Source organism: Sphingomonas sp. RS2018 (assembly GCF_054489605.1).
Genome location: NZ_JBTMWL010000002.1, coordinates 79938 through 102511 on the forward strand (window position 1 = coordinate 79938; position 22574 = coordinate 102511).

22 protein-coding genes are annotated in these 22574 nt (G+C 68.0%); 6 read left to right on the forward strand and 16 right to left on the reverse strand.

The features are described 5' to 3' along the window. Positions 1-70 precede the first annotated feature (70 nt). Positions 71-943: a UTP--glucose-1-phosphate uridylyltransferase GalU gene (gene galU / locus ACX40P_RS05450; protein ID WP_459125316.1), complete on the forward strand. Its 873-nt coding sequence runs from the start codon at positions 71-73 to the stop codon at positions 941-943. A gap of 250 nt (positions 944-1193) precedes the next feature. On the opposite strand, the gene ACX40P_RS05455 is transcribed toward galU, so the two are convergent. Genes ACX40P_RS05455 through dut form a run of 4 tightly spaced genes read right to left on the reverse strand, consistent with a single transcriptional unit; the run spans position 1194 to position 3092 of the window. Continuing rightward, positions 1194-1502: a peroxiredoxin gene (locus tag ACX40P_RS05455; RefSeq protein ID WP_459125317.1), complete on the reverse strand. Its 309-nt coding sequence runs from the start codon at positions 1500-1502 to the stop codon at positions 1194-1196. After that, on the reverse strand, positions 1481-2233 hold the full coding sequence (locus ACX40P_RS05460) for a HesA/MoeB/ThiF family protein (protein ID WP_459125318.1): 753 nt from the start codon (positions 2231-2233) through the stop codon (positions 1481-1483). The genes ACX40P_RS05455 and ACX40P_RS05460 overlap by 22 nt, the downstream gene beginning before the upstream one ends. Further along, positions 2230-2646, reverse strand: coding sequence for a hypothetical protein (locus ACX40P_RS05465; protein WP_459125319.1), 417 nt, complete (start codon positions 2644-2646; stop codon positions 2230-2232). Before ACX40P_RS05465 ends, ACX40P_RS05460 begins: the two co-directional genes overlap by 4 nt. Before the next feature lie 2 nt (positions 2647-2648). Then, entirely contained in the window at positions 2649-3092 is a 444-nt protein-coding gene (gene dut / locus ACX40P_RS05470) for a dUTP diphosphatase (RefSeq protein WP_459125320.1), read from the reverse strand. A gap of 124 nt (positions 3093-3216) precedes the next feature. On the opposite strand from dut, the gene ACX40P_RS05475 reads away from it, so the two are divergent. Continuing rightward, the gene (locus tag ACX40P_RS05475; protein ID WP_459125321.1) at positions 3217-4629 is read left to right on the forward strand and encodes a glycoside hydrolase family 28 protein; all 1413 of its coding nucleotides are present in this window, start codon (positions 3217-3219) and stop codon (positions 4627-4629) included. On the opposite strand, the gene coaBC is transcribed toward ACX40P_RS05475, so the two are convergent. From coaBC to ACX40P_RS05495, 4 genes are all read right to left on the reverse strand, one after another. Continuing rightward, a complete protein-coding gene (gene coaBC, locus ACX40P_RS05480) occupies positions 4626-5798 on the reverse strand; it encodes a bifunctional phosphopantothenoylcysteine decarboxylase/phosphopantothenate--cysteine ligase CoaBC (RefSeq protein WP_459125322.1) in 1173 nt (390 codons plus the stop codon). The genes ACX40P_RS05475 and coaBC overlap by 4 nt on opposite strands. After that, positions 5795-6904, reverse strand: a complete 1110-nt coding sequence (locus ACX40P_RS05485; protein ID WP_459125323.1) for a hypothetical protein — start codon at positions 6902-6904, stop codon at positions 5795-5797. Before ACX40P_RS05485 ends, coaBC begins: the two co-directional genes overlap by 4 nt. Before the next feature lie 9 nt (positions 6905-6913). Beyond that, positions 6914-8446, reverse strand: a complete 1533-nt coding sequence (gene ubiB / locus ACX40P_RS05490; RefSeq protein ID WP_459125324.1) for a 2-polyprenylphenol 6-hydroxylase — start codon at positions 8444-8446, stop codon at positions 6914-6916. Positions 8447-8570: 124 nt separating this feature from the next. After that, positions 8571-9302, reverse strand: a complete 732-nt coding sequence (locus tag ACX40P_RS05495; RefSeq protein WP_459125325.1) for a class I SAM-dependent methyltransferase — start codon at positions 9300-9302, stop codon at positions 8571-8573. A 57-nt stretch (positions 9303-9359) separates the two neighbouring features. On the opposite strand from ACX40P_RS05495, the gene mutM reads away from it, so the two are divergent. From mutM to dnaA, 3 genes are all read left to right on the forward strand, one after another. Continuing rightward, on the forward strand, positions 9360-10175 hold the full coding sequence (mutM, locus tag ACX40P_RS05500; protein WP_459125326.1) for a bifunctional DNA-formamidopyrimidine glycosylase/DNA-(apurinic or apyrimidinic site) lyase: 816 nt from the start codon (positions 9360-9362) through the stop codon (positions 10173-10175). Between the two features lie 100 nt (positions 10176-10275). Further along, a complete protein-coding gene (rpsT, locus tag ACX40P_RS05505; RefSeq protein WP_459125327.1) occupies positions 10276-10539 on the forward strand; it encodes a 30S ribosomal protein S20 in 264 nt (87 codons plus the stop codon). Positions 10540-10969: 430 nt separating this feature from the next. After that, positions 10970-12373: a chromosomal replication initiator protein DnaA gene (gene dnaA, locus ACX40P_RS05510; protein ID WP_459125328.1), complete on the forward strand. Its 1404-nt coding sequence runs from the start codon at positions 10970-10972 to the stop codon at positions 12371-12373. A 10-nt stretch (positions 12374-12383) separates the two neighbouring features. Here the strand turns inward: dnaA and ACX40P_RS05515 are convergent, their stop codons facing one another. From ACX40P_RS05515 to secB, 4 genes are all read right to left on the reverse strand, one after another. Beyond that, a complete protein-coding gene (locus ACX40P_RS05515) occupies positions 12384-12989 on the reverse strand; it encodes a methyl-accepting chemotaxis protein (protein ID WP_459125329.1) in 606 nt (201 codons plus the stop codon). Positions 12990-13042: 53 nt separating this feature from the next. Further along, entirely contained in the window at positions 13043-14050 is a 1008-nt protein-coding gene (trpS, locus tag ACX40P_RS05520) for a tryptophan--tRNA ligase (RefSeq protein ID WP_459125330.1), read from the reverse strand. A gap of 2 nt (positions 14051-14052) precedes the next feature. After that, entirely contained in the window at positions 14053-15636 is a 1584-nt protein-coding gene (murJ, locus tag ACX40P_RS05525; RefSeq protein ID WP_459125331.1) for a murein biosynthesis integral membrane protein MurJ, read from the reverse strand. A gap of 108 nt (positions 15637-15744) precedes the next feature. Then, on the reverse strand, positions 15745-16254 hold the full coding sequence (gene secB, locus ACX40P_RS05530) for a protein-export chaperone SecB (protein WP_459125332.1): 510 nt from the start codon (positions 16252-16254) through the stop codon (positions 15745-15747). Between the two features lie 175 nt (positions 16255-16429). Between secB and ACX40P_RS05535 the strand changes: the two genes are divergently transcribed. After that, a complete protein-coding gene (locus tag ACX40P_RS05535; RefSeq protein ID WP_459125333.1) occupies positions 16430-17074 on the forward strand; it encodes a Tim44/TimA family putative adaptor protein in 645 nt (214 codons plus the stop codon). A 115-nt stretch (positions 17075-17189) separates the two neighbouring features. On the opposite strand, the gene purL is transcribed toward ACX40P_RS05535, so the two are convergent. From purL to accC, 4 genes are read right to left on the reverse strand one after another with little or no spacing between them, the layout of a single operon-like run. After that, complete coding sequence (gene purL / locus ACX40P_RS05540; protein ID WP_459125334.1) at positions 17190-19409, reverse strand: phosphoribosylformylglycinamidine synthase subunit PurL; 2220 nt, start codon at positions 19407-19409, stop codon at positions 17190-17192. A gap of 10 nt (positions 19410-19419) precedes the next feature. Then, a complete protein-coding gene (locus ACX40P_RS05545) occupies positions 19420-20880 on the reverse strand; it encodes a phospholipase D-like domain-containing protein (RefSeq protein WP_459126015.1) in 1461 nt (486 codons plus the stop codon). Further along, the gene (gene arsC / locus ACX40P_RS05550) at positions 20874-21218 is read right to left on the reverse strand and encodes an arsenate reductase (glutaredoxin) (RefSeq protein WP_459125335.1); all 345 of its coding nucleotides are present in this window, start codon (positions 21216-21218) and stop codon (positions 20874-20876) included. The genes ACX40P_RS05545 and arsC overlap by 7 nt, the downstream gene beginning before the upstream one ends. After that, positions 21215-22573, reverse strand: a complete 1359-nt coding sequence (gene accC, locus ACX40P_RS05555) for an acetyl-CoA carboxylase biotin carboxylase subunit (RefSeq protein ID WP_459125336.1) — start codon at positions 22571-22573, stop codon at positions 21215-21217. The genes arsC and accC overlap by 4 nt, the downstream gene beginning before the upstream one ends. Between the last annotated feature and the right edge of the window lies 1 nt (position 22574).

A 22574-nucleotide genomic window follows, 5' to 3' on the forward strand; every position in this document is an offset into this window, starting at 1 on the left:
AACGGTGAAGACTTCGGAAACCGTCGTGCGCTAAGGGAGCCGCTGCCGTTTCCAGGAAGAGACAGACAGCATGACGATCAAGCCCGTTCGCAAAGCCGTGTTTCCCGTCGCCGGCCTCGGCACGCGTTTCCTGCCCGCCACCAAGGCGATGCCCAAGGAAATGCTGACCGTCGTCGACAAGCCGCTGATCCAATATGCGGTCGAGGAGGCGCTGGAGGCCGGGATCGAGCAGATCATCTTCGTAACCGGGCGTGGCAAGGGTGCGCTCGAGGATCATTTCGACGTCTCCTACGAGCTGGAAGCGACGATGCGGGCGCGCGGCAAGTCGATGACGCTGATCGACGGCATCCGCCAGAAGCCGGGGTCGCCGGTCTACGTCCGCCAGCAGGAGCCGCTGGGGCTGGGCCACGCCGTGTGGTGCGCGCGCGAGATCGTCGGCGACGAGCCGTTCGCGGTGCTGCTCCCCGACGAGCTGATGGTCGGCACGCCCGGATTCCTGAAACAGATGATGACGGCCTATGCGCGCGTCGGCGGCAATCTAATCGGCGCGTTGGAAGTGCCGGCGGAGGACACCGACAAATACGGCATCATCACGCCGGGGGCGATCGACGGGCCGCTGACCGAGGTGCTGGCGGTCGTCGAAAAGCCGCCGCAGGGCACCGCCGCGTCGAACCTGATGACGCCGGGCCGCTACATCTTGCAGCCCGAGGTGATGAAGATCCTCGACACGCCGGTGAAGGGCGCTGGCGGGGAAATCCAGTTGACCGACGCGATGGCGCAGCTGATCGGGCGCCAGCCGTTTCATGGCTACACGTTCGAGGGGCGGCGGTTCGACTGCGGCGACAAGGCGGGCTTCATCCAGGCGAACTTCGCGCTGGCGTTGGCGCGGAGCGATATCGGGCCGGCGGTGCGAACGTTTGCCGAGGCGGAGCTGCGGGGCTGACGACGGAGCGAGGGCGAACGCTGTAATTGCAATGTAGCGCATCGTGTTGTCGTGCAGGCGGGAGCACGGAAGTGGGTTTGGCGGCTGTAAAGTCACCGAAACACGCCGCATTCGTCCCCTGTTGTCACCTTTGTCGCTTTTGCGCCGGCGCATGGGCGAATCGAGCGGTGACGGCGCGGACGACCGGGTCATCCGACGGCATCAAGCAGATCGTCGCCGTGTAGGACAGCGTGGCGCCGTTGCGCCGCGCTCAGGCCATCACCAGCCGGTCGTCGCCAAGCGTCTGAAGCAGGCTGACCATGCCGCCCGCCTCTGCGCCAGTCGGCAGCCGGACACCGTGATCGGCCAGCGCGGTCTGGCAGGCGATGATCTCCACACCGAGGTCGAGCGCAGTGACCAGTAGTGCCGCGTCGGCCAGCAGCTTCACGGCCGGGCCGTGGCAATAGAGCCGTGCGCGGCCTCCCAGCGCCGCCTGCGCGCTGACGAGGGTCAGTGCCGCGTCGAACCGGTCGCGGTCCGCGCCGGCGACGATGACGGTCAGCCCGCGCATGCCCGGCATCCCGGATCCTTGGGGAGCGCAATGGTGCGGAAGCGGAAGGCGAGCGCGTCGACCAGCAGCAGCCGCCCGGCCGGATCGTCGCCGAAGCCGACGATCGCGCGGATCGCCTCCAGCGCGGCGAGGCTGCCGATCACGCCGGTCAGTGCGCCGATGATGCCGGCCTCCGCACAGCTCGCCTCGGCACGATCGGGATCGCCGCCGACGAGACAGCGATAGCAGGGGCGGTCGGCCTCCCACCCGCGATACACGGCGAGCTGCCCTTCGAATTGCGCGACGGCGGCGGAGACGAGCGGGATGCGCGCAGCGAGGCAAGCGTCAGCAACCGCCAGCCGGGTCGCGAAATTGTCGCAGCCGTCGATGACGACGTCGCTGCCCGCGACCAGCCGTGCCGCATTGACGGGAGTCAGCCGGTCGACGATCGCTTCGACCGCCACCGCATCGTCCAGCCGGGCGACCGAGGCGGCGGCGGCGAGTCCCTTTGCGGTGCCGATGTCGGCAGTGCCGAAGATCGTCTGGCGCTGGAGGTTGGACAGGTCGACGCGGTCGTCGTCGATCACGCGCAGATGGCCGATACCGGCGGCGGCGCAATATTGGATGGCGGGCGAGCCGATGCCGCCCGCGCCGATCAGCGTCACCCGCGCGGCGCGCAGCCGCATCTGGCCGGCGCCGCCGACCTCCTTCAGCACGATATGACGGGCGAAGCGTTCCAGCTCCGTATCGCTCAGCGTCATCGCGTCGCCTGCGGACGCAACCAATGGAAGGTCAGGCCGGCGCGGTACCAGGTTGCGACGGACGGTGGCGGGACGGCGAGCGGGCGTGTGACCAGCCGTTGGAGCAGGCCGACCGCATATTGCTCGACGGTGGGACATCCGATCGCCTGCGGACGGATCGCATCGACCCGTCCGTCGGGCAGGCGGCGGACGACGACGGGAACCGTCAGCGTCGAGGAGCCATCCGTGGCGAGCGTCGCGGCGGCGCAACGGCCTGCGGCGACCTCGGTGGCCACGAAGCTCGATAGCGGCGCCAGCTCGGCAGGCGCCATCGCGATCGGCAGCAGGGGCAGCGAGCTCCAGCCGGCGGCGGGGGGCGCGTCGGGCGCCGGCTGCACCGCCTGTGCGGACAGCAGGATGACGAGTGCCAGCATGGTCAGCGCCCCGTCGATCCGAAACCGCCGTCGCCGCGCGCGGTGTCGTCAAGCGCCTCCACCTCCACCAGCACGGCGCGCTGCACGGGGGCGGGGACGAGCTGCGCGATGCGGTCCCCCACCGCGATGACGAACGGCGCGTCGCCGAGGTTCGCGAGGATCACTTTCACCTCGCCGCGATAGTCACTGTCGATCGTGCCGGGGGTGTTGAGGCAGGTGACGCCGTGCTTGAGCGCCAGCCCGGAGCGTGGGCGGACCTGCACCTCATAGCCTTCCGGAATCGCCAGCGCGAAGCCGGTCGCCACCGCATGCCGCGCGCCGGGGGCGAGGGTCACGTCTTCCGCCGCGACGACGTCGAGGCCGGCGGCGCCGGTGGTGGCATAGGCGGGGAGCGGCAGGTTCGCGCCGTTGGGCAAGCGCTTCAGGGCGATATCAATCGGAGTCATGGCACCGGAATAGCGGAGCGCGGCGCGTCTGTCGAAAATCGGTGCGGGCTTGAGTGGCGAGCAGGTGCTTGCCCGTGGGCGACCCGTCGGCCAACATGGCTCGTCATCGCATAGCGCGGGCAGGATGAGGGACGCAGCGTTGCAGATACCGGTCGATCGTCGCTCACTGATCCAGGGCGCCTGCGCGCTTCCGCTTCTCGGCGCCGGCGGACTTGCCCACGCGACTAAGATACGGATGCAGCACGTCACCGTGCGTGCGCCGTTCGACATGCCGACCATCGCCGTGCCGGATTTTCGGGCGAGCCGATCGTTCCTCATCACCGACTATGGCGCGGTGCCGGGCGACAAGGCGCGGACCGGTGCGGCCATCGCCCGTGCTATCGATGCTGCGAATGCAGTCGGTTCGGGTGTCGTCATCGTGCCCGCCGGCGTCTGGCCGACCGGCAAGATTCACCTGAAAAGCCATGTGAACCTGCATCTCGCCAAGGGGGCGACGCTGCGCTTCTCCGACGATCCCGCGGACTATCTTCCCGCCGTACAGACGTCCTGGGAGGGGATCGAGTGTTTCAACTATTCGCCCCTGATCTATGCGTTCGGTTGCGAGAACGTTGCGATCACGGGCGAGGGGCGGCTGGAGCCGGTGCTCGATCGCTGGACGGTCTGGTCCGCCCGGCCAAAGCCGCACATGGATGCGCTGATCGCGCTCTACAATATGGCCTATCGGAACGTGCCGGTGCGCGGGCGGCAGATGGCAGTGGGCGCGAACAACCTCCGCCCGCACCTGATCCAGTTTAATCGCTGCCGCAACGTGCTGATCGAGGGCATATCGATCGAGGGCAGCCCGTTCTGGACGATCCATCCGCTCATGTGCCGCGACGTGGTCATCCGCCGCGTCAGTATCCGGGCGCACGGCCACAACAACGACGGCGTCGACCCCGAGATGAGTCAGAACGTGCTGATCGAGGACTGCCGCTTCGACCAGGGCGACGACGCGATCTCGGTCAAGTCTGGCCGCGATATGGACGCATGGCGGCTGGCGACCCCGTGCCGCAACGTCGTCATCCGCAACTGCCGGATCGTCAACGGCCACCAGCTGCTGGCGGTGGGCAGCGAGCTGTCGGGCGGGATCGAGAACATCCTCGTCGACGATTGTCATTTCATCGGGGACGGCAAGGGCGCGGACGATCACGCGGTGCCGATCAACAACCTGCTGTACGTCAAGACGAACGAGCGTCGCGGGGGCTTCGTGAAGAACATTCACATGAACAACGTCACCGCCACGACGATCGCCGGCGGTGTGCTCGCCGTGGAGACCGACGTGCTCTATCAATGGCGGACGCTGCTGCCGACCTATGTCCGCCGCCTGACGCCGATCGAGGGACTGTTCGTCAGCAACGTCGTCGTCCAGCAGGCGAAGTTCGTATGCAGCATCACGGCGGAGCGCGAGATGCCGGTGCGCACGGTGCGGCTGGACCGGGTGCGTGTGGCGAAGACGACGGGCACGCCGACCGTCATGGAGAATGTGGTGGACGCCTAACCCAGCGCGGTTGCAATCCGCTGCGCCAGCCGCCGTGCCACATCGATCTTCGACAGCGGCTCCCAGTCCTCGACGCCGTCGGCGGTGACGAGGTGGATGGTGTTGCGGTCGCCGCCCATCACGTCCCCCGACACGTCGTTGGCGACGATCCAGTCGGCGCCCTTGCGTTCCCGCTTGGCGGTGGCGTGGGGGACGACGCTCTCCGTTTCCGCCGCGAAGCCGATAAGCAGGGCGGGGCGGCGGACGTCCTTGGCCAGATCGGCGAGGATGTCGGGGTTGGTGTGCAGCGCCAGCGGGGGCGCGCCCGCGCCCTTCTTGAGCTTCTGCGTCGCGGCCTCGACGAACCAGTCGGCGACCGCAGCGACCATCACCGCGGCGTCGGCGGGCAGCGCGCGGGCGACGGCGTCCGCCATCTCGCGTGCGGTTTCGACATCGACGCGGGTGACGCCCGGCGGGATCGGCAGCGTGACCGGGCCGGAGACGAGCGTGACGCGCGCCCCCAGATCGGCGAGCGCGCCGGCGATGGCATAGCCCTGCTTCCCCGACGACCGGTTGGCGATGTAGCGGACGGGATCGATCGGCTCGTGCGTCGGCCCGGCGGTGACGAGGATATGACGGTTCGCCAGCGGGCGGTCGGTGGCGAAGTGGCGCTCGATCGCGGCGAGGATCGCGGGCGGTTCGGGCAAGCGGCCGGGGCCGAATTCGCCGCACGCCATCGCGCCCTCGTCGGGCTCCATCACCGTCACGCCGTCGCTACGGAGCGTGGCGACGTTGCGGACGGTGGCGGGGTGCTGCCACATCCGCACGTTCATCGCTGGTGCGGCGAGCACCGGCGTGTCGGTGGCGAGCAGCAGGGTGGTGGCGAGGTCGTCGGCATGGCCGCACGCCATCCGAGCCATCAGGTCGGCGGTGGCGGGGGCGACGACGATCAGGTCGGCCTGACGGCTGAGCTGGATATGGCCCATCTCCGCCTCGTCCTTCAGGTCCCACAGCGTCGTGTAGACCTTGTTCTCGCTGAGCGCGGCGAGGGTCATCGGCGTCACGAAATGCGCGCCGCCATCGGTCAGCACGCAGGTGACGCCATGGCCCGCCTTGCGCGCCAGCCGGATCAGCTCGCACGCCTTGTACGCCGCGATGCCGCCGCCGACGATCAGCAGGATGCGCTTCATTGCGTGATTCTCTGCACCCGGACCCGCGGTTTGTCGAGCAGCGCGACATAGAGGTCGCGCAGGCCATCGGGCACGAATACCAGTCCCACGAGTACCACCGGCGCTGCCATCAGCGCCCAGTAGAAGGTGTCGGGCCGCGCGAAGAGCGCGATCGCCGTGCCGTAGCCGACGAATAGCGCAAGTGCGCGCGGAGCGACGGGATCGCGCCAGACGCTCCACCCGAACAGCGCCAGCGCGATCAGCGGCGCGGCGACCAGCATCGGCAGCGCGGCGAGCGCGGTCGACTGCGCCAGCGCGCGCACGAAGAAGCCCGGTCCCATCAGCCCGCTCCAGCCCGGCGAGGCGGGGTCGAGCGGATTGACGACCTGCGCCACGCCCCACGCATGCGCGACGAGCGCCAGCGCGAAGCCGCCGAGCGCCAACGCCCAGCCCGCGGCTTCGCGCCGGTCGCCTGCGGCCCAGGCAGCGGCGAGCATGACGAGTGGAAACAGCGCCGCCGTCTCGCGCACCAGCATCGCGACCAGCGCGAGCGCGGCCGGGACCATCCAGCGGCCAGGCCTCCACAGCGCCAGCGCCAGCGCGACCAGCTGCGCGGACCATATCTCGTGAAAGGCGATCAGGTCGCTCTGCACGAACGCCGCCATGCCGCCCGCGATCAGGATGGCGACCGTGATGCGCGCAGGCGGGCGTGGCAAAACGGGCGCGAGGCGTCGCCACCACGCCACTGCGACCGCAATCGCCAGCGCGTAGAGCAAGGCCAGGGTCATCAGCGGCGGCAGGACGGCCTGCACAACAGCATGGACGGGCAGGCGGAACGTGACGAACGGGCGCAGGGGGTAGCTGCCCGCGCGCAGGGCGTCGGCGGTGGCGGGATAATAGGCGCCGCCAGCCTTTAGCGCGCCGATCACGCCTTCGTAGAGCGCGACGTCGCCGGCTTCTCCCGCAGTGGCGGCTGCGTCGCCGGTCGCGGGCGGCTGCGCCAGCGCGGTCAACGCTGCGGCGATCAGCACGAACAACGCCAGCGCGACCCGCAACGCCCGCGCGCGGCCGATCCCGGCCCAGCGGCCGGACGCCGCCAGCCAGAAGGGCGGAGGCGTGCGCGCCACGTTAGTTGCTCACTGCGCCAGCAATGTCGCGGCGACCGCGACCGCAGCGGACAGGATCGCGACCGCGCCGTAGCGCCAGCCGCCGCCGACGCGCACCACTTCGATCGTGCGCAGCGGAGGGGCGGGCGGCGCGCCGCCGGGGGCGGGATAGCGCGCCTCGATATTGCGGACGAGGTCGGGCAGGCGGGCGAGCGTCTTCAGGTCGTTGATGATGCGATCGGCGGCCCAGGCCTCCGGGCCCAGCTCGGTGCGGATCCATTCCTTCACAAACGGCCCCGAAGTCTCCCACATGTTGATGTCGGGATCGAGCCGGGTGGCGACGCCCTCCACCACCACCATCGTTTTCTGGAGTAGCAGCAGGTGCGGCTGCGTCTGCATGTCGAAATCGCGAGTGATGTTGAACAGCCCGTCGAGCATCGCACCGACCGACATGTCCTTGACCGGCAAGCCGCGCATCGGCTCGCCCACCGCACGCAATGCGGTCGCGAATTCGGCGACGTCGTGATGGGCGGGCACGTAGCCCGCCTCGAAATGAATTTCGGCGACACGGGCGTAATCGCCGGTGATGAGGCCGTAGAGAATCTCCGCCAGCCAGACACGCGCGCGCCGGTCGATACGGCCCATGATGCCGAAATCGATCGCGGCGATGCGGCTGCCGGGCAGGGCGAACAAATTACCCTGGTGCATGTCGGCGTGGAAGAAGCCCTCCGAGATCGCCTGCCGCAGGAACGATCGTACCAGCAGCTTCGCCATGGCGGGCAGGTCGTAGCCCGCGGCGACCAGCGCGGCGCGGTCGCTCAGCTTGATGCCGTCGACCCATTCCAGCGTCAGCACCTTGCCGGTGGTGCGCTGCCAGTCGATCGCGGGGACGTGAAAGTCGGGTTCGGCCTCCATCGATTCGGCGAGTTCGGAGGCCGATGCACCCTCGCGCCGCAGGTCCAGCTCGCGCGCCGTCCAGCGCTTGAACGATTCGATGACGAGGCGCGGGCGCAGCCGCTGCACCTCGCCGCCCAGCGCCTCCAGCTGCGCCGCCGCCCATTCATAGGTGGCGATGGCGCGGGCGAATTCCGCCTCGACGCCGGGACGCAGCACCTTCACCGCGACGATGCGCCCGTCGGTCGTGACCGCGCGGTGGACCTGCGCGATCGAAGCGGCGCCGATCGGCTGTTCGCCGATTTCGCTGAAATAATAGTCGAGCGGGCGGCCGAAGCTCGCCTCGATCGCCGCGCGGATCTGGTCGAAGGGCAGGGGCGGCAGCGAATCCTGCAAGCGCAGCAGGTCGTGCGCGGCCTCTTCGCCGATCAGGTCGGCGCGGGTGGAGAGCGTCTGGCCGAGCTTGATCGCGGCGGGGCCGATCGCCTGGAACGCGTCGGCATAGCGCGGCACCTTCGGCACGCGTGCGCCCAGCCGCGCGATGCGGGTCAGCCGGCGGACGGAGGCCGGCGTGTTCGGGTCACGCTCGATCCCCCGCAGCGCCCCGTGCCGCGCGAGGATGCGGCCCCATTTCAGGAGGCGCCAGAGATGGGTGGCGGAGGTGGTCACGACATTCCCCTCCCTGGAGGGGAGGGGCAGGGGGTCGGTGGGTATGGGGCAGGCGCGGCGTGCCCGCTCAGGCCGACCCACCCCCGACCCCTCCCTTCCAGGGAGGGGAGTGACCTGAACATCATCAGATCCGCCAGCCGGAATGGATTGCGACCAGTCCGCCGAGCAGCGGCTCGACCTTCGTCTGCACGAAGCCCGCATCGGCGATCATGCCCTTGAACGTCGGCATGTCGGGGAAGCGGCGGATCGATTCGATCAGGTAGCGATAGCTGTCCTCGTCGTTCGCGAGTAGCTTGCCGAGCTTGGGCACCAGCTTGTGCGAATAGGCGTCATAGGCGTCCTTGAACCCCGGCCAGGTGGTGGTCGAGAATTCGAGGCAGAAGAACCGCCCGCCGCGCCTAAGCACGCGGTGCGCCTCACGCAGCGCCTTGGGAATGTCGGTGACGTTCCGGATACCGAACGCGATGGTGTAGGCGTCGAAGAAGCGGTCGGGGAATTGCAGCGTCTCGGCGTTGGCTTCGGTCCAGACGAGGCCGTCGATGCCGCGATCGGCGGCGCGGCCCATGCCGACCTGCAGCATCGCCGGATTGATGTCGGCGACCGTGACGCTGGCGCCGGATCGGGCGAGCCGAAACGCGATGTCGCCGGTGCCGCCCGCCATGTCGAGAATCTGCTCGCCGTCCTGCGGCTTCACCCGAGCCACGAAACGATCCTTCCACAGCCGATGCATCCCGCCCGACATGGCGTCGTTCATCAGGTCGTAGCGGCTGGCGACGTTGGCGAAGACGTCGCCGACGCGGCGGGTCTTCTCGGTCGCGGGGACGTCTTCATAGCCGAAGGATACGGTGTCGCTCATGCCCGTGGCCCTAGCGCGCCCTTGTGGGGGGAGCAAACCCATCCTAGCTCCAGCGCCATGCCGGAACTTCCCGAAGTCGAGACGACCGTGCGCGGCCTCGCGCCCGTGCTGGAGGGGCGGCGCATCGTCCGCGTGACGCCGCGCCGCGCCGACCTGCGCCGCGCGATGCCGGTCGACCTCGGCCAGCGGCTGACGGGGGCGGGGGTCACGCGGCTGCACCGGCGCGCCAAATACGGGCTGATCGATACCGATCGCGGCGATACGCTGATCTTCCACCTCGGCATGTCGGGACGGTGGCGGGTCGATCCGGCGGGCCTGCTGCCGCACGATCACCTGCTGCTGGAAACGGACGCCGGGCGGCATCTGGCGCTGAACGATCCGCGCCGGTTCGGCTCGCTCGACCTGATGGCGACCGACGCGCTCGACGACTGGGCGCCGTTCCGCGCGCTGGGGCCGGAGCCGCTGGGGCCGGACTTCACCGGGGCGTATCTGGAGCGCGCGCTGTCCGGGCGGATCGCGCCGATGAAGGCGATGCTGCTCGACCAGCGCATCGTCGCGGGGCTGGGCAATATCTATGTCTGCGAGGCGCTGTACGAAGCACGTATCCGCCCGTCGAAGCCGGCGGGGCAGGTGTCGCGCAAGCGGCTGGATCTGCTGGTCGCGGCGGTCCGGACGGTGCTGCTGTCGGCGATCGAGGCGGGCGGATCGACTTTGCGCGACTATGCGCGGCCCGACGGCGAGCTCGGCTATTTCTCCAAGCAGTTCAAGGTGTATGGCCGTGAGGGTGAGCCGTGCGAATGTGGCGGCACCGTGCAGCGTTATGTGGAGGGCGGGCGATCGACCTTCTGGTGCCCGAAATGCCAGTCGAGATAGGTCGCGATGCTTGACCGAATCACGCCCGCTCGCTAAGGGCGCCGCTTTCCCGGCTCGTGGAAGTTGTCCGCGCGCCCTCATGACAGCAGGATTTGGATAGATGGCGAATACGCCCCAGGCGAAGAAGCGCATCCGGCGCAACGAGCGTCGCGCAGAAGTGAACGGCGCACGCGTGGGACGTATCCGGACCTTCGTGAAGAAGGTCGAGGCCGCTCTGGCCGCCGGTGACAAGACCGCCGCCACCGCCGCCATCGCCGAGGTCCAGCCCGAGCTGGCCCGTGGCGTCGCGAAGGGCGTGCTGCACAAGAACACCGCGTCGCGCAAGTTCTCGCGCCTGACGAAGCGGATCGCCGCACTCGGCTGATTCGGCCGCAATTACGGTGTCTGCAAAGGCCCCGTCGGGATCGTCCCGGCGGGGCCTTTGCTTTGTGCGGCGCGCGCGTCTGGAACGAGGCGCGAACAGTTTTCGGATACGATCACGCAAGTCTAGGATTTCCCGCGATTCGATTGCGTCCGGATCGGCAGGACTAACCAAGCTATTGTAAAACAAAGACAAAAGAAATTTGCCGCGGGAATCCTAGGGTCAACCCCCAATATTTCAGAATCTTTACGGGCCTGCGCTTGATCCGATCGCGGACGCGCTTCAAACAGCCCCACCGGACGGCGATCGCCGATCCGGCACAAGCAGATTTGATGATCGTGCGGGCGCGAACGGGGGTTTTCGCCAGCGGGGGAATTATGCCTGTGGAACAGCTGCCGTGGACGCTCGTCCATGGCGCGGAGAAGGATGCAGCGTGACGTTTTCGGTCGTTCGGACAGGCGGTGAGCAGGATGCGGTGGGGGCGGCATGGACCCGCGTCCGCGCCAACCTGCGTCTGTCGGCCGGCCAGCGTCTGTTCGAACAGTGGCTGAAGCCCGCCGAACTGATCGATGGCAGCGATGCCGAATCGATCCGCATCGGCCTGCCCAGCGGCTTTGCCGCGACCTGGGTGAAGAGCCATTATGCCGACCGGCTCCTCCACGAATTCCGCGCAATCCTGCCGGCCGTCCGGTCGGTGACGATCGAGACGATCAGCGCCGCGAATCCGGTGCGCCGGATCGCGCTCAACCAGCCGGTCGAGGTCGTGGCGGACCCCGTCGCCGATGCGCCGGTCGTCACGGCGCCCGCGGTCACCGCCCCGCAGTTCGATTCGCGCTTCACCTTCGACCGGTTCGTCGCCGATGCATCGAACCGCGTGGCGATGAACGCGGCGAAAGCGCTGGCCGAACCCGGCCAGCCGCGCTTCAGCCCGCTCTACTTCCATTCCGGCACCGGGCAGGGCAAGACCCACCTGATGCACGCGATCGGCCATGCCTTCCTGGCGGGCAGCCCCGGCGCGACCGCGCTCTACATGCCGGCCGAGCGTTTCATGTTCGAGTTCGTGCAGGCGCTGCGTGCGCGCGACACCCACGCCTTCAAGGCGCGGCTGCGCGGCGTCGACCTGCTGATGATCGACGACCTGCAGTTCATCGCCGGCAAGGATGCGACGCAGGAAGAGTTCTTCCATACCGTCAACGAGTTCATGGGCGGCGGCAAACGGCTGGTGATCGCCGCCGATCGCAGCCCGATGACACTCGACGGCATCGAGCCGCGGCTGCTCTCACGACTGGGCTCAGGCCTGGTCGCCGACATCAAGCCGCCGGAGCTGGAACTGCGCCGCGCGATCCTGGCGCGCAAGCTGGACGACACGCCCGACATGGCGGTGCCGGGCGACGTTACCGAACTGCTGGCGGGGCGCATCACGACGTCGGTGCGCGAGCTGGAGGGCGCGCTGACCCGCGTCGTCGCCTATGCGCAGCTGACCGGAGAACAGGTGACTCTGGACTTCGCGGTGGCGACGCTGGGCGACGTGCTGCGGGGTGCACAGCGGCGCGTGACGATCGACGAGATCCAGAAGGCGGTGTCGACGCATTTCGATCTGAAGACGATCGACCTGCTGTCCGCCCGCCGCGCCGTCGCGGTAGCCCGCCCGCGTCAGATCGCCATGTACCTCGCCAAGCGGCTGACCACGCGGTCGCTGCCCGAGATCGGCCGCAAGTTTGGCAATCGCGACCATTCGACCGTCATCCATGCGGTTCGTCGCATCGAGGAACTGCGCGGCACCGACCGCGACATCGACAGCGCGGTCAATACGCTGCTGCGCCAGCTGGAGCGCTGACGGCGCGGGATCAGACCCAGCCGGCGACCATCATCGCGGCGCGATCGGTGGCGAGGCGGGTGTCGGCGGCGAGCTTCTTCACTTCCTTGGCCACCACCGCGAAGCCGCTACCCGCTTCGCCGGCCCGGGCGGCCTCGATCGTCGCATTGAGCGCCAGCATGTTCGTCTGCCGTGCGATGTTGCTGATCGTGCGGACGATGCCGTCCAGTTCGGCGATCACCGATTCGAGATCGTTCGCGGCCTTCTTCACCGCGGTGATGTCCGACGCGATCTTGAGCACGCGTAGTGGCCGCCCCGCGCCGTCGAGCACTGGATTGTAGGTGGCGCGCAGCCAGATGTCGCGGCCCTGCTTGTCGCGGCGAAGATATTCACCCGCGTCGAAGTCGCCGCGGCCAAGCTTGCGCCAGAATTCGCGGTAGGCGTCCGACTGCGCATAGGTCGGGTCGCAGAAGATGCTGTGGTGGCGACCGGCCAGACCCGCCGGATCGTAGCCGAACAGGTCGCAGAAGACCGCATTTGCCGACAGGATATATCCCTGTGGTGTGAACTCTATGACGGCCTGCGACCGGCTCAGCGCCGCCCACGCGGCGTCCGAACTGTCAAGTTTCTGATTCACAAGGGTCCTTCCTCGCGAATCGGATAGATAATTATCGTAAATTTTTCGTCCACTTATCCGATTTGCAGGCCGGCCGCCTCCTGTGCTGCGCGCAGAGTCGGTGCCGCGAGAGCGGTGGCGCGGGCGGCCCCCTTCGCCAGTTGCGCGCCCACCGCCGCGCGGTCGTCGAGCAGGTCTGTCAGCCGCGCGCGGATCGGTCCGAGCGTGGCGACGGCGAGGTCGGCGAGCGCCGGCTTGAACGCGCCGAAGCCTTGACCGGCGAAGTCGGCGATGACCGCCTGCGGGCTGGTGTCCGACAACGCGGCATAGATGGTGACGAGATTGCGCGCCTCCGGCCGGTCGACCAGCGCGTCGAAGCTGTCGGGCAGGGGTTCCGCATCGGTGCGCGCCTTGCGGAATTTCTGCGTGATCAGTTCGTCCGAATCGATCAGGTTGATCCGGCTCATGTCGCTGGGATCGGACTTCGACATCTTTGCGGTGCCGTCGCGCAGCGACATGATGCGCGGCGCCGCCTTGGAAACGAGAGGTTCGGGCAAGGTGAAAAGATCGATGCCGTGATCGGTGTTGAACTTCTCGGCAACGTCGCGGGTCAACTCAAGATGCTGTTTCTGATCCTCGCCGACCGGCACGTGCGTCGACTGGTAGAGCAGGATGTCGGCGGCCTGAAGCACTGGATAGGTGAACAGGCCGACGGGGGCACCGTCGCGGTTCTTGCCCGCCTTGTCCTTCCACTGCGTCATGCGGTTCAGCCAGCCCATCCGCGCCGTGCCCTGCAGGATCCAGCTGAGTTCGCTGTGCGCGGGTACGCGTGCCTGGTTGAACATGATCGAGCGATCGTCGATCCCCGCCGCCATCAGCGTCGCGGCCATCTCGATCGTTGTCGCCGCACGCTCGGCGGGTGTCATCTGACCGGTCAGCGAGTGCAGGTCGGCGAGGAAATACAGACACTCACCGCCAGCCGCCGCCGCTTCGTCCTGCATCGCGACCCACTGCTTGATCGCGCCGAGATAGTTGCCGAGGTGCAGGTTGCCGGTGGTCTGGATGCCGGACAGGATACGCATGGTCATTCCTTGGTGGAGGTAGCGGCGCGGCGCGCGACGAGCTGCTTCAGGTCGGCCGGGACGTAGGCGCGGGTGACGAAACAGGCGACGACGTAGATCGCAGCCCCCCCGCCGACCAGCAGCGCCAGCCCCGCGAACCGCTGCCAGATGCCGCCCAGCAGCAGCGGGTCGAGCAACCGCTGCCCGGCGAACAAAGTCGCCCCCATCAGCACCGCGGCGAGCAGCAGGCGGGGGAGGCGGCGGCGGAGCTGCGCGTCGGCGTGGAAGTGATCGCGCTTCGCCAGCGCGCGGTAGAGCAACACGAAGTTGACCGTCGCCGCCACCGCGGTCGCCAGCGGCGGGCCGACATGCGCGATCAGCGGGATCAGCGCGAGGTTGAGGACGAGGTTCACGCCGACCGAGATCGTCGCGAAGCGCACCGGGGTGCGCGTATCCTCCCGCGCATAGAAGCCCGGCGTCAGCACCTTGATGAGGACATAGGCGGGCAGCCCGGCGGAGAAGGCCGACAGCGCCCACGCGCAGCGCCGTGTATCCTCCGCGGTGAACTGGCCATGCTGGAACAGGCCGCGCACGATCGGCTCAGCGGCGATCATCAGCGCGGCGGTGGCGGGCAGGGTGAGGAACAGCGCCAGCTCGATCCCGCGGTTCTGCGTCGCCATCGCCTCCGCTTCCCGCCCCGACGTCAGCAGGCGCGATACGGTGGGCAGCAGGATGGTGCCGAGCCCGATGCCGATCAGCCCGAGCGGCAGCTGGTTCAGCCGGTCGGCGTAATAGATGTACGAGATCGATCCCTCGTCCAGCAGGAAGCCGGCGAGCGCGGTCGAGATCAGCAGGTTGATCTGCACCGCGCCCGCGCCGGCGGCGGCGGGCAGGATGAGCTTCAGCAGCGCACGCACCTCGGGGTCGAGGCGTGGCATGCGCAGGCGCAGCGATATGCCCGAGCGGCGGCAGGCGATCGCCAGCCACGCGAGTTGCAGCACGCCGCCCAGCGGCACCGCGATCGCCTGCGCCCGTGCGGTTTCCTCGGGCGTGCCGTGGAAGAACAGCAGCGCGGTGACCATCGCGATGTTGAGCAGGATCGGCGCGGCAGCATTGACCCAGAATTTGTGCAGCGAATTCAGGATGCCGCCCAGCAGCGAGGCGAGGCTTATGAGCAGCAGATAGGGGATGGTGATGCGCGACAGCGACACGGCGAAGGCGAACTCGTCGGCCGACGGCGCCTGTCGCGAGAAGCCGCCCGACAGCGCCCATGTCACCGGCCAGGCGGCGGCGAGCATGACGATCGTGAAGCCGACCAGGATCGCGAACAGCACCGCCAGCGCGCGTTCAGCGAAGACGAGCGCCGGCGCCATCTCGCCGCCCGCTTCGCTCACCTTGCGGTTGAACATCGGGATGAAGGCGGCGCTGAACGCGCCTTCGGCGAAGAAGGCGCGGAACATGTTGGGCAGGCGGAACGCGACGAGGAACGCGTCCGAGGCGAAGCTGGCGCCGACATAGGTCGCCTGCAGCGAATCGCGCACCAGCGCCAGCACCCGGCTGACCAGCGTCAGGCTGCCGATCGAGCCGAGGGAGCGGGCGAGGTTCATTCTGCTGTTACCCCACCCACCGTTCGCCCTGAGCGTAGTCGAAGGGCGTTCGCCCCAGGTGCTTCGACTTCGCTCAGCACGAACGGATGGGCGATGGCGTCAGAGTATCTACGCCTGACCCGCCGGTTCGCCCTCGGCGAGGGCGGTCTGCTGCGACAGCTGCTGCATGTAGAGCTGGCCGAAGTCGATCGGATCGAGCAGCAGGGGCGGGAAGCCGCCGTCGCGCACGGCGTCCGCCACGACGCGGCGGGCGAACGGGAACAGGATGCGCGGTGCCTCGCCCAGCAGGAACGGCTGGAGATGCTCCTCGGGGATATTGCGCAGGCCGAAGAGGCCGGCGTAGCTGAGGTCGATGACGAACGCGACCTGACCGTCCTCGGTCTCCGCCTTGATATCGACCTTCAGCACGACTTCGTGAACATCCTCGCCGACCTTGGCGGCGGCGATGTTGAAGCCGACGTCGATGCGCGGCTGGCTCTGGTTCTGGTAGATCGCGGGAGCGCTCGGATTCTCGAACGAGAAATCCTTCACATATTGCGAGATCACCCCGGCGACCGGTGCGGTGTCCGCCCCGTTAGCCATCGGATCAGCGCCGAAGTCGAGTGTTTCGTCAGCCATGTCAGTCCCCCGTGCAACACCCCGGCCGATGATGCGTTGGCGGACGGGACGGCGTGAAAAGCGAATGCGGGCGCCTAGCAGGCGTGTCGTACCGTTTCAACGTGATGTTAGCGTGCGGTTTGTATCACGCCGCTCGAAAGACTATGTAGCCGGCTAGGCCGGTCCCGGAGGTACAGTGTTTTACGTCATTCTGCTCGCGATGGTCGCCGGTTTCCTGGCGCTGCGGCTGTATTCGGTCCTGGGCAAGCGCACGGGCGCCGAGCAGCCGTTGGTGAAACCGGTCGAAGAGCGGCTGGGCGGCGGCGCCGCGCCGCGCACGATCGACGTGGCGTCGGACGTTCGCGAGAGCGCCCCCAAGGCGGTCGAATCGGGCGCCGAGCCGGGCCTGCGCGCGATCGTTCAGGCCGATCAGACCTTCGACGTGTCCCAGTTCGTCGAAGGTGCGAAGAGCGCCTATCGCATGATTTTGGAGGCCTTCTGGAAGGGCGACAAGGAGACGCTCGGCTGGCTGCTGGCCGACGAGGTCCGCGACGAGTTCTTCGCCGCGATCGACGCGCGCGAGGCCGCTGGCGAGACGCTGGAGAATCGGCTCGTCTCGATCGAGCGCGCTGCGATCGCCGAAGCATCGCTGTCGGGTCGTGACGCGCGCATCACGGTGCGCTTCGATGCCGACATCGCCGCGATCACGCGCGACAAGGACGGCACGGTCGTGGCGGGATCGATGACCGATGCGGTCGAGACGCACGATGCGTGGACCTTCGCGCGGACGCTGAAGTCCGACGATCCCAACTGGAAGCTGGCCGACACCGACGAAGTCTGAGGGCGTGAGATAGCGGAGCGGTGCTCCTGCGCAGGCGGGAACCCAGAGCCGCTATCGCTACCGCGTGTGCCCTGGGCTCCCGCCTGCGTGGGAGCACGTCTGTTACCGTAGAGCGTTACGCCGCCACCGCCGCCGGGCCCATCAGCGCGGGGAAAAACGCCTCGTGAGCCGTTCGCAGCGTATCGAGCGGGACGACGTAATCGGTGTCCGCGCATTCGACAATGATCCGTCCGGCGATCGTTCGGCCGATCCGCTCGACATCGACGCCCGCCGCCGTGGAGGCGGTCAGGAAATCAAGCAGGTGCGCGTCGTCGACGGTCGCGACGTACAGCCCCTGATCTTCGGCAAAATAGGTCGCGGCAAGGCCGCGCGGCGTCGGAATCGAAAGCATCGCGCCGATGTTGCCCGCCAGCGCCATCTCCGCGACCGCGACCAGCAGACCGCCGTCGGATACGTCGTGGACGGCGGTCAACGCGTCCTTGCTGATCCAGTCGCGCACGAAGTCGCCGGTCCGGCGCTCAGCGGAGAGGTCGACGCGCGGCGGCGGGCCGTCCTCGCGGCCCTTCACCTCGCGCAGCCACAGGGACTGGCCGATGTCGCCGCGCGGCGTGCCGATCAGCACCAGCACGTCGCCGGTACCCTTGAACGCGATGGTCGCTGACTTCGACCAGTCGGCCAGCAGCCCGACGCCGCCGATCGCTGGCGTAGGCAGGATGGCGGAGCCGCCGCCGGTCGCCTTCGATTCATTGTACAGGCTGACGTTGCCCGACACGATCGGGAAGTCGAGCGCGCGGCACGCTTCGGCCATCCCCTCGATGCACCCGACGAACTGGCCCATGATCTCGGGCCGCTGCGGGTTGGCGAAGTTCATGCAGTCCGTGGCGCCGAGCGGGGTGGAGCCGACCGCGGTTAGGTTGCGCCAGGTTTCGGCGATCGCCTGTTTGCCGCCCTCGACGGGATCGGCGAAGCAATAGCGCGGCGTGCAGTCGGTTGCGATCGCCAGCCCCTTTTGCGTGCCGTGGACGCGCACCACTGCGGCGTCGCCGCCGGGGCGCTGCACGGTGTCGGCGCCGACCATGTGGTCATATTGCTCCCAGATCCAGCGACGGCTGGCGAGATCGGGCGATCCCATCAGCGTCACCAGATCGGCGGCGATGTCGTCGCTCTCCGGCGCATCGACGATCGCGGCGCGGGGCGGGGTGGGCACCCACGGCCGGTCATAGGCGGGCGCATCGTCCGCCAGCGGCCCGAGCGAGATGTCGCAGACCGTCTCGCCCTGCCACTTCAGGATCATGCGGCCGGTGTCGGTGACGCGGCCGATGACGGCGAAGTCGAGCTGCCACTTGCGGAAGATCGCCTCGGCCTCGGCCTCGCGGCCGGGCTTCAGCACCATCAGCATGCGCTCCTGCGATTCGCTGAGCATCATCTCGTACGGGGTCATGCCCGTCTCGCGCTGCGGCACGTCGTCCATGACCAGTTCGATGCCGACGCCGCCCTTCGACGCCATCTCGACGCTGGAGGAGGTCAGACCCGCCGCGCCCATGTCCTGGATCGCGACGATGACGTCGGTCGCCATCAGTTCCAGGCATGCCTCGATCAGCAGCTTCTCGGTGAAGGGATCGCCGACCTGCACGGTCGGGCGCTTCGCATCGGCATCGTCACCGAAGTCGGCTGACGCCATCGTCGCGCCGTGGATGCCGTCGCGGCCGGTCTTGCTGCCGACATAAACGATCGGGTTTCCGATGCCGGATGCGGCCGAATAGAAGACCTTGTCGGTGTTCGCGACGCCCACCGTCATCGCGTTGACCAGGATATTGCCGTCATAGGCCGGGTGGAAGTTCGTCTCGCCCCCCACGGTCGGCACGCCGACGCAGTTGCCGTAACCGCCGATGCCGTGGACGACGCCCGCGATCAGGTGGCGCACCTTGGGATGATCGGGCGATCCGAATCGCAGCGCGTTCATGTTGGCGACCGGGCGGGCGCCCATCGTGAACACGTCGCGCAGGATGCCGCCGACGCCGGTCGCCGCGCCCTGATAGGGTTCGATGTACGACGGGTGGTTGTGGCTCTCCATCTTGAAGACCGCGCACTGGCCGTCCCCGATATCGACGATACCGGCGTTCTCGCCCGGGCCGCAGATAACCTGCGGGCCGGTCGTCGGAAGCTTTTTCAGGTGGATACGGCTCGACTTGTAACTGCAATGCTCGGACCACATGACCGAGAAGATGCCGAGTTCGACGAGGTTCGGCTCGCGCCCCAGCGCGGACAGGACGCGGGCATATTCGTCTTCGGACAGGCCGTGGTCGGCGACGATCTGGGGCGTGATTTCAGTCATGGCGCAGCCCTTAGCGGCGGCGCAGTTTTCCGACCAGTCCCTTGAGCAGCCCGCCCGTCGCCAGTTCGAACATGTCGTCGGGGTTCTCGGGATCGAGCACCTCGTTGTCGGCCAGCCATTCCTCGACCGTGTTGAGGTCGGGGATGACGTAGTCGCGGAGCGTGCGGCCGGGGCCGCGCAGGCGCTCGATCGTCGCGATCAGCGAGCCCGTCTCGGCGAAGGTCGCCGACACCTCGTCGATATGGCGCCCGAGGTGCTCGGCGATCAGGCCATCGCGAATGCGGGCGATGCTGGCCGAGGTGGCGTCGGTCGTGGCCTGGATGGCGACATCGCATTCGGTGTCGAGTCGCATCGAGCGGTTGTTGAAGTTCGATGAGCCGACGCGCAGCAACACGTCGTCGACCACGAGGATCTTGGCGTGGACGTAGATCGCCACGCCCTTGGCCGTATAGGGCAGATACAGGCGCAGCCGATGGTGCTTGTCACGGCGATGCAGTGCCTCGACCAGCCGGGCGCGGGCGGTGTCCATCGCGATCGGCTCGAGCCAGCCGTCGGCACTCTCGGGATTGACGACGATGATCTCGGGACCATCGGGCTCGTCCAGCCGGCGCGCGATCGCCTCAGCCACGCGCCGCGACGCGAAATACTGGCTCTCGGCATAGATGAACCTCTTCGCCGAGGCGATGGCGGCGAGGTAGAGCGACTCGATCTCGTGGACCGGCGTCTGGTCGTCCATTTCGGGTTCAGTGCGGGCGATGGCGACGGGTAGGTCGGTGAAGTCGACCGGCAGGCCCTCTGGCCAGCACCCCGTCGTCTCGGGCGGCGCGTCGAGCGGCTTGCCACCCGCGATCGCCCAGCGGCGGCGCGTGAGTTCGCCCAGCGCCTTCGCGACCGGACCCTGCAGCGCGGTAGTGGCGTCATGCCACGGCGTATAGGGCTCGCCGCCCGGCAGGACGCGCAGCGCGTCGTCGTCGGCATGCGCGCGCGTGTCCCAGCGACCCGCGGTCATGTCGATCCCGCCGCAAAAGGCGAGACAATCGTCGATCACGACGATCTTCTGGTGATGCGACGCGCCGGTCGGGTGGTGGCCGTCGAGCTTGGTATGGATGCGATCGTGCCGCATCCATTCGAACACGGTCAGCAGCGTCGAGCCGCGCGCCAGTGTCTTCAGCGCGCCGACGTCCCAGCGCAGCAGATAGACGTTCAGCGTCGGCGTGCGCTCGACCAGCCAGGTGATGAAGTCGCCGACCGTCTCCGGCCCGCCGTCCTCGGGCGGTTCGCCGCCACCCAGCTTGATTCGTCCGTCGAAGTCCCAGCCGATCAGCAGGATCTGGTGCTTTGCCTCCACCATCGCGCGGCGGGCGACGCGGAAGTAATCGTCGGCGTCGATGATGACGGTGGCGCGGTCGGCTTGCGCTATTTTCCAGCAGGTGTCGCCGGGGACGAGGATGGAGCGGTCGTCGCTCACAATATTTCGCGGACCAGATCCTGGGGTCGACACAGCCGTACGCCTTTCTCGGTCTCGACCAGCGGCCGGTTGATGAGGATCGGATGCGCGATCATCGCATCGAGGATCGTGGCATCGTCCGTGTCGGCCAAACCCAGTTCGCCCGCCAGCGGTTCCTTGGCGCGCAGACCGTCGCGCGGTGACAGGCCGGCGCGATCGTACAGGCCCGCCAGCCGCTCGCGGCTCGGCGGGGTCTTCAGATATTCGATCACTTCGACGGTGACGCCGGGCGTAGCCTCAAGGATGTCCAGTGTCTTGCGCGACGTGCCGCAACGCGGGTTATGCCAGATGGTCGCCTTCACGCGGCATCCTGCTGCCTGGCCAGCCACTCCTCGAGCCACTTGATCGTGTACGCCCCCTCCTGAAACTCGGGGTCGTCGAGCAGCGCCTGATGCAGCGGGATCGTCGTGGTGATGCCGTCGACGACAAATTCCTCCAACGCCCGGCGCAGGCGGCGCAGCGCACCCGCGCGCGTGGTGCCATAGACGATCAGCTTGGCGATCATGCTGTCGTAATATGGCGGCACGCGGTAGCCGGCATACAGCCCGCTATCGACACGCACATGCATGCCGCCGGGCGCGTGATAGCCCTTCACGAGGCCGGGCGAAGGCGCAAACGTCCGCGGGTTCTCCGCGTTGATGCGGCATTCGATGGCGTGGCCGCGGAAGACGACGTCCTCCTGCTGCAGCGTCAGCGATTCGCCCTCCGCGATGCGGATCTGTTCGCGGACGAGGTCGAGGCCGGTGATCGCCTCCGTCACCGGATGCTCGACCTGCAGCCGGGTGTTCATCTCGATGAAGTAGAACTCGCCGTCTTCCCACAGGAATTCGATCGTGCCGGCGCCGCGATAGCCCATGTCGGCCATCGCGGTGGCGCAGACGCGGCCCATGCGGTCGCGCTCCTCGGCCGTAATGACGGGGGAGGGGGCTTCCTCGACGACCTTCTGGTGGCGGCGCTGGAGCGAACAGTCGCGCTCGCCCAGGTGGATCGCTTGGCCGCGACCGTCGCCGAATATCTGGAATTCGATGTGGCGAGGATTGCCGAGATATTTCTCTAGATAGACGGTGGCGTCGCCGAACGCGGCCTTCGCCTCGCTGCCCGCCTGCTGCATCTGGGTTTCGAGATCCTGCGGCGACGTCACGACCTTCATGCCGCGCCCGCCGCCGCCCGACGCCGCCTTGATGATGACGGGATATCCCGCCTTCTCGGCGATCGCCTTGGCTTCCTCGATGTCGCTGATCGCGCCGTCGGAACCGGGGACGAGCGGCAGGCCCAGAGCGCCGGCGGTGCGCTTGGCCTCGATCTTGTCGCCCATCGTCACGATGTGCTCGGGCTTCGGCCCCACGAAGATCAAGCCGTGCGCCTCGACGATCTCGGCGAACTTCGCGTTTTCGCTCAGGAAACCATAGCCCGGATGGATCGCGTCGGCGCCCGAGATTTCGGCGGCCGAGATGATGTTCGGGATGTTCAGATAGCTGTCGGCAGCGGCCGGCGGGCCGATGCAGATCGCCTCGTCCGCGAGGCGCACATGCATCGCCTCGGCGTCCGCAGTCGAATGCACGGCGACCGTCTTGATGCCCATTTCATGACACGCGCGGTGGATGCGCAGCGCGATCTCGCCGCGGTTGGCGATCAGGAGTTTCTGGATCTTCGGCACG

Bases quoted from the DNA above. Each gene is read 5' to 3' on its own strand.
- rpsT (WP_459125327.1), top strand. From the start codon at position 10,276: ATGGCGAATACGCCCCAGGCGAAGAAGCGCATCCGGCGCAACGAGCGT.
- galU (WP_459125316.1), top strand. From the start codon at position 71: ATGACGATCAAGCCCGTTCGCAAAGCCGTGTTTCCCGTCGCCGGCCTC.
- ACX40P_RS05475 (WP_459125321.1), top strand. From the start codon at position 3,217: ATGAGGGACGCAGCGTTGCAGATACCGGTCGATCGTCGCTCACTGATC.
- trpS (WP_459125330.1), bottom strand. From the start codon at position 14,050: ATGCGTATCCTGTCCGGCATCCAGACCACCGGCAACCTGCACCTCGGC.
- dut (WP_459125320.1), bottom strand. From the start codon at position 3,092: ATGACTCCGATTGATATCGCCCTGAAGCGCTTGCCCAACGGCGCGAAC.
- ACX40P_RS05460 (WP_459125318.1), bottom strand. From the start codon at position 2,233: ATGACGCTGAGCGATACGGAGCTGGAACGCTTCGCCCGTCATATCGTG.
- mutM (WP_459125326.1), top strand. From the start codon at position 9,360: ATGCCGGAACTTCCCGAAGTCGAGACGACCGTGCGCGGCCTCGCGCCC.
- ACX40P_RS05495 (WP_459125325.1), bottom strand. From the start codon at position 9,302: ATGAGCGACACCGTATCCTTCGGCTATGAAGACGTCCCCGCGACCGAG.
- ACX40P_RS05455 (WP_459125317.1), bottom strand. From the start codon at position 1,502: ATGCCGGGCATGCGCGGGCTGACCGTCATCGTCGCCGGCGCGGACCGC.
- purL (WP_459125334.1), bottom strand. From the start codon at position 19,409: ATGACTGAAATCACGCCCCAGATCGTCGCCGACCACGGCCTGTCCGAA.
- secB (WP_459125332.1), bottom strand. From the start codon at position 16,254: ATGGCTGACGAAACACTCGACTTCGGCGCTGATCCGATGGCTAACGGG.
- ACX40P_RS05465 (WP_459125319.1), bottom strand. From the start codon at position 2,646: ATGCTGGCACTCGTCATCCTGCTGTCCGCACAGGCGGTGCAGCCGGCG.
- coaBC (WP_459125322.1), bottom strand. From the start codon at position 5,798: ATGAAGCGCATCCTGCTGATCGTCGGCGGCGGCATCGCGGCGTACAAG.
- murJ (WP_459125331.1), bottom strand. From the start codon at position 15,636: ATGAACCTCGCCCGCTCCCTCGGCTCGATCGGCAGCCTGACGCTGGTC.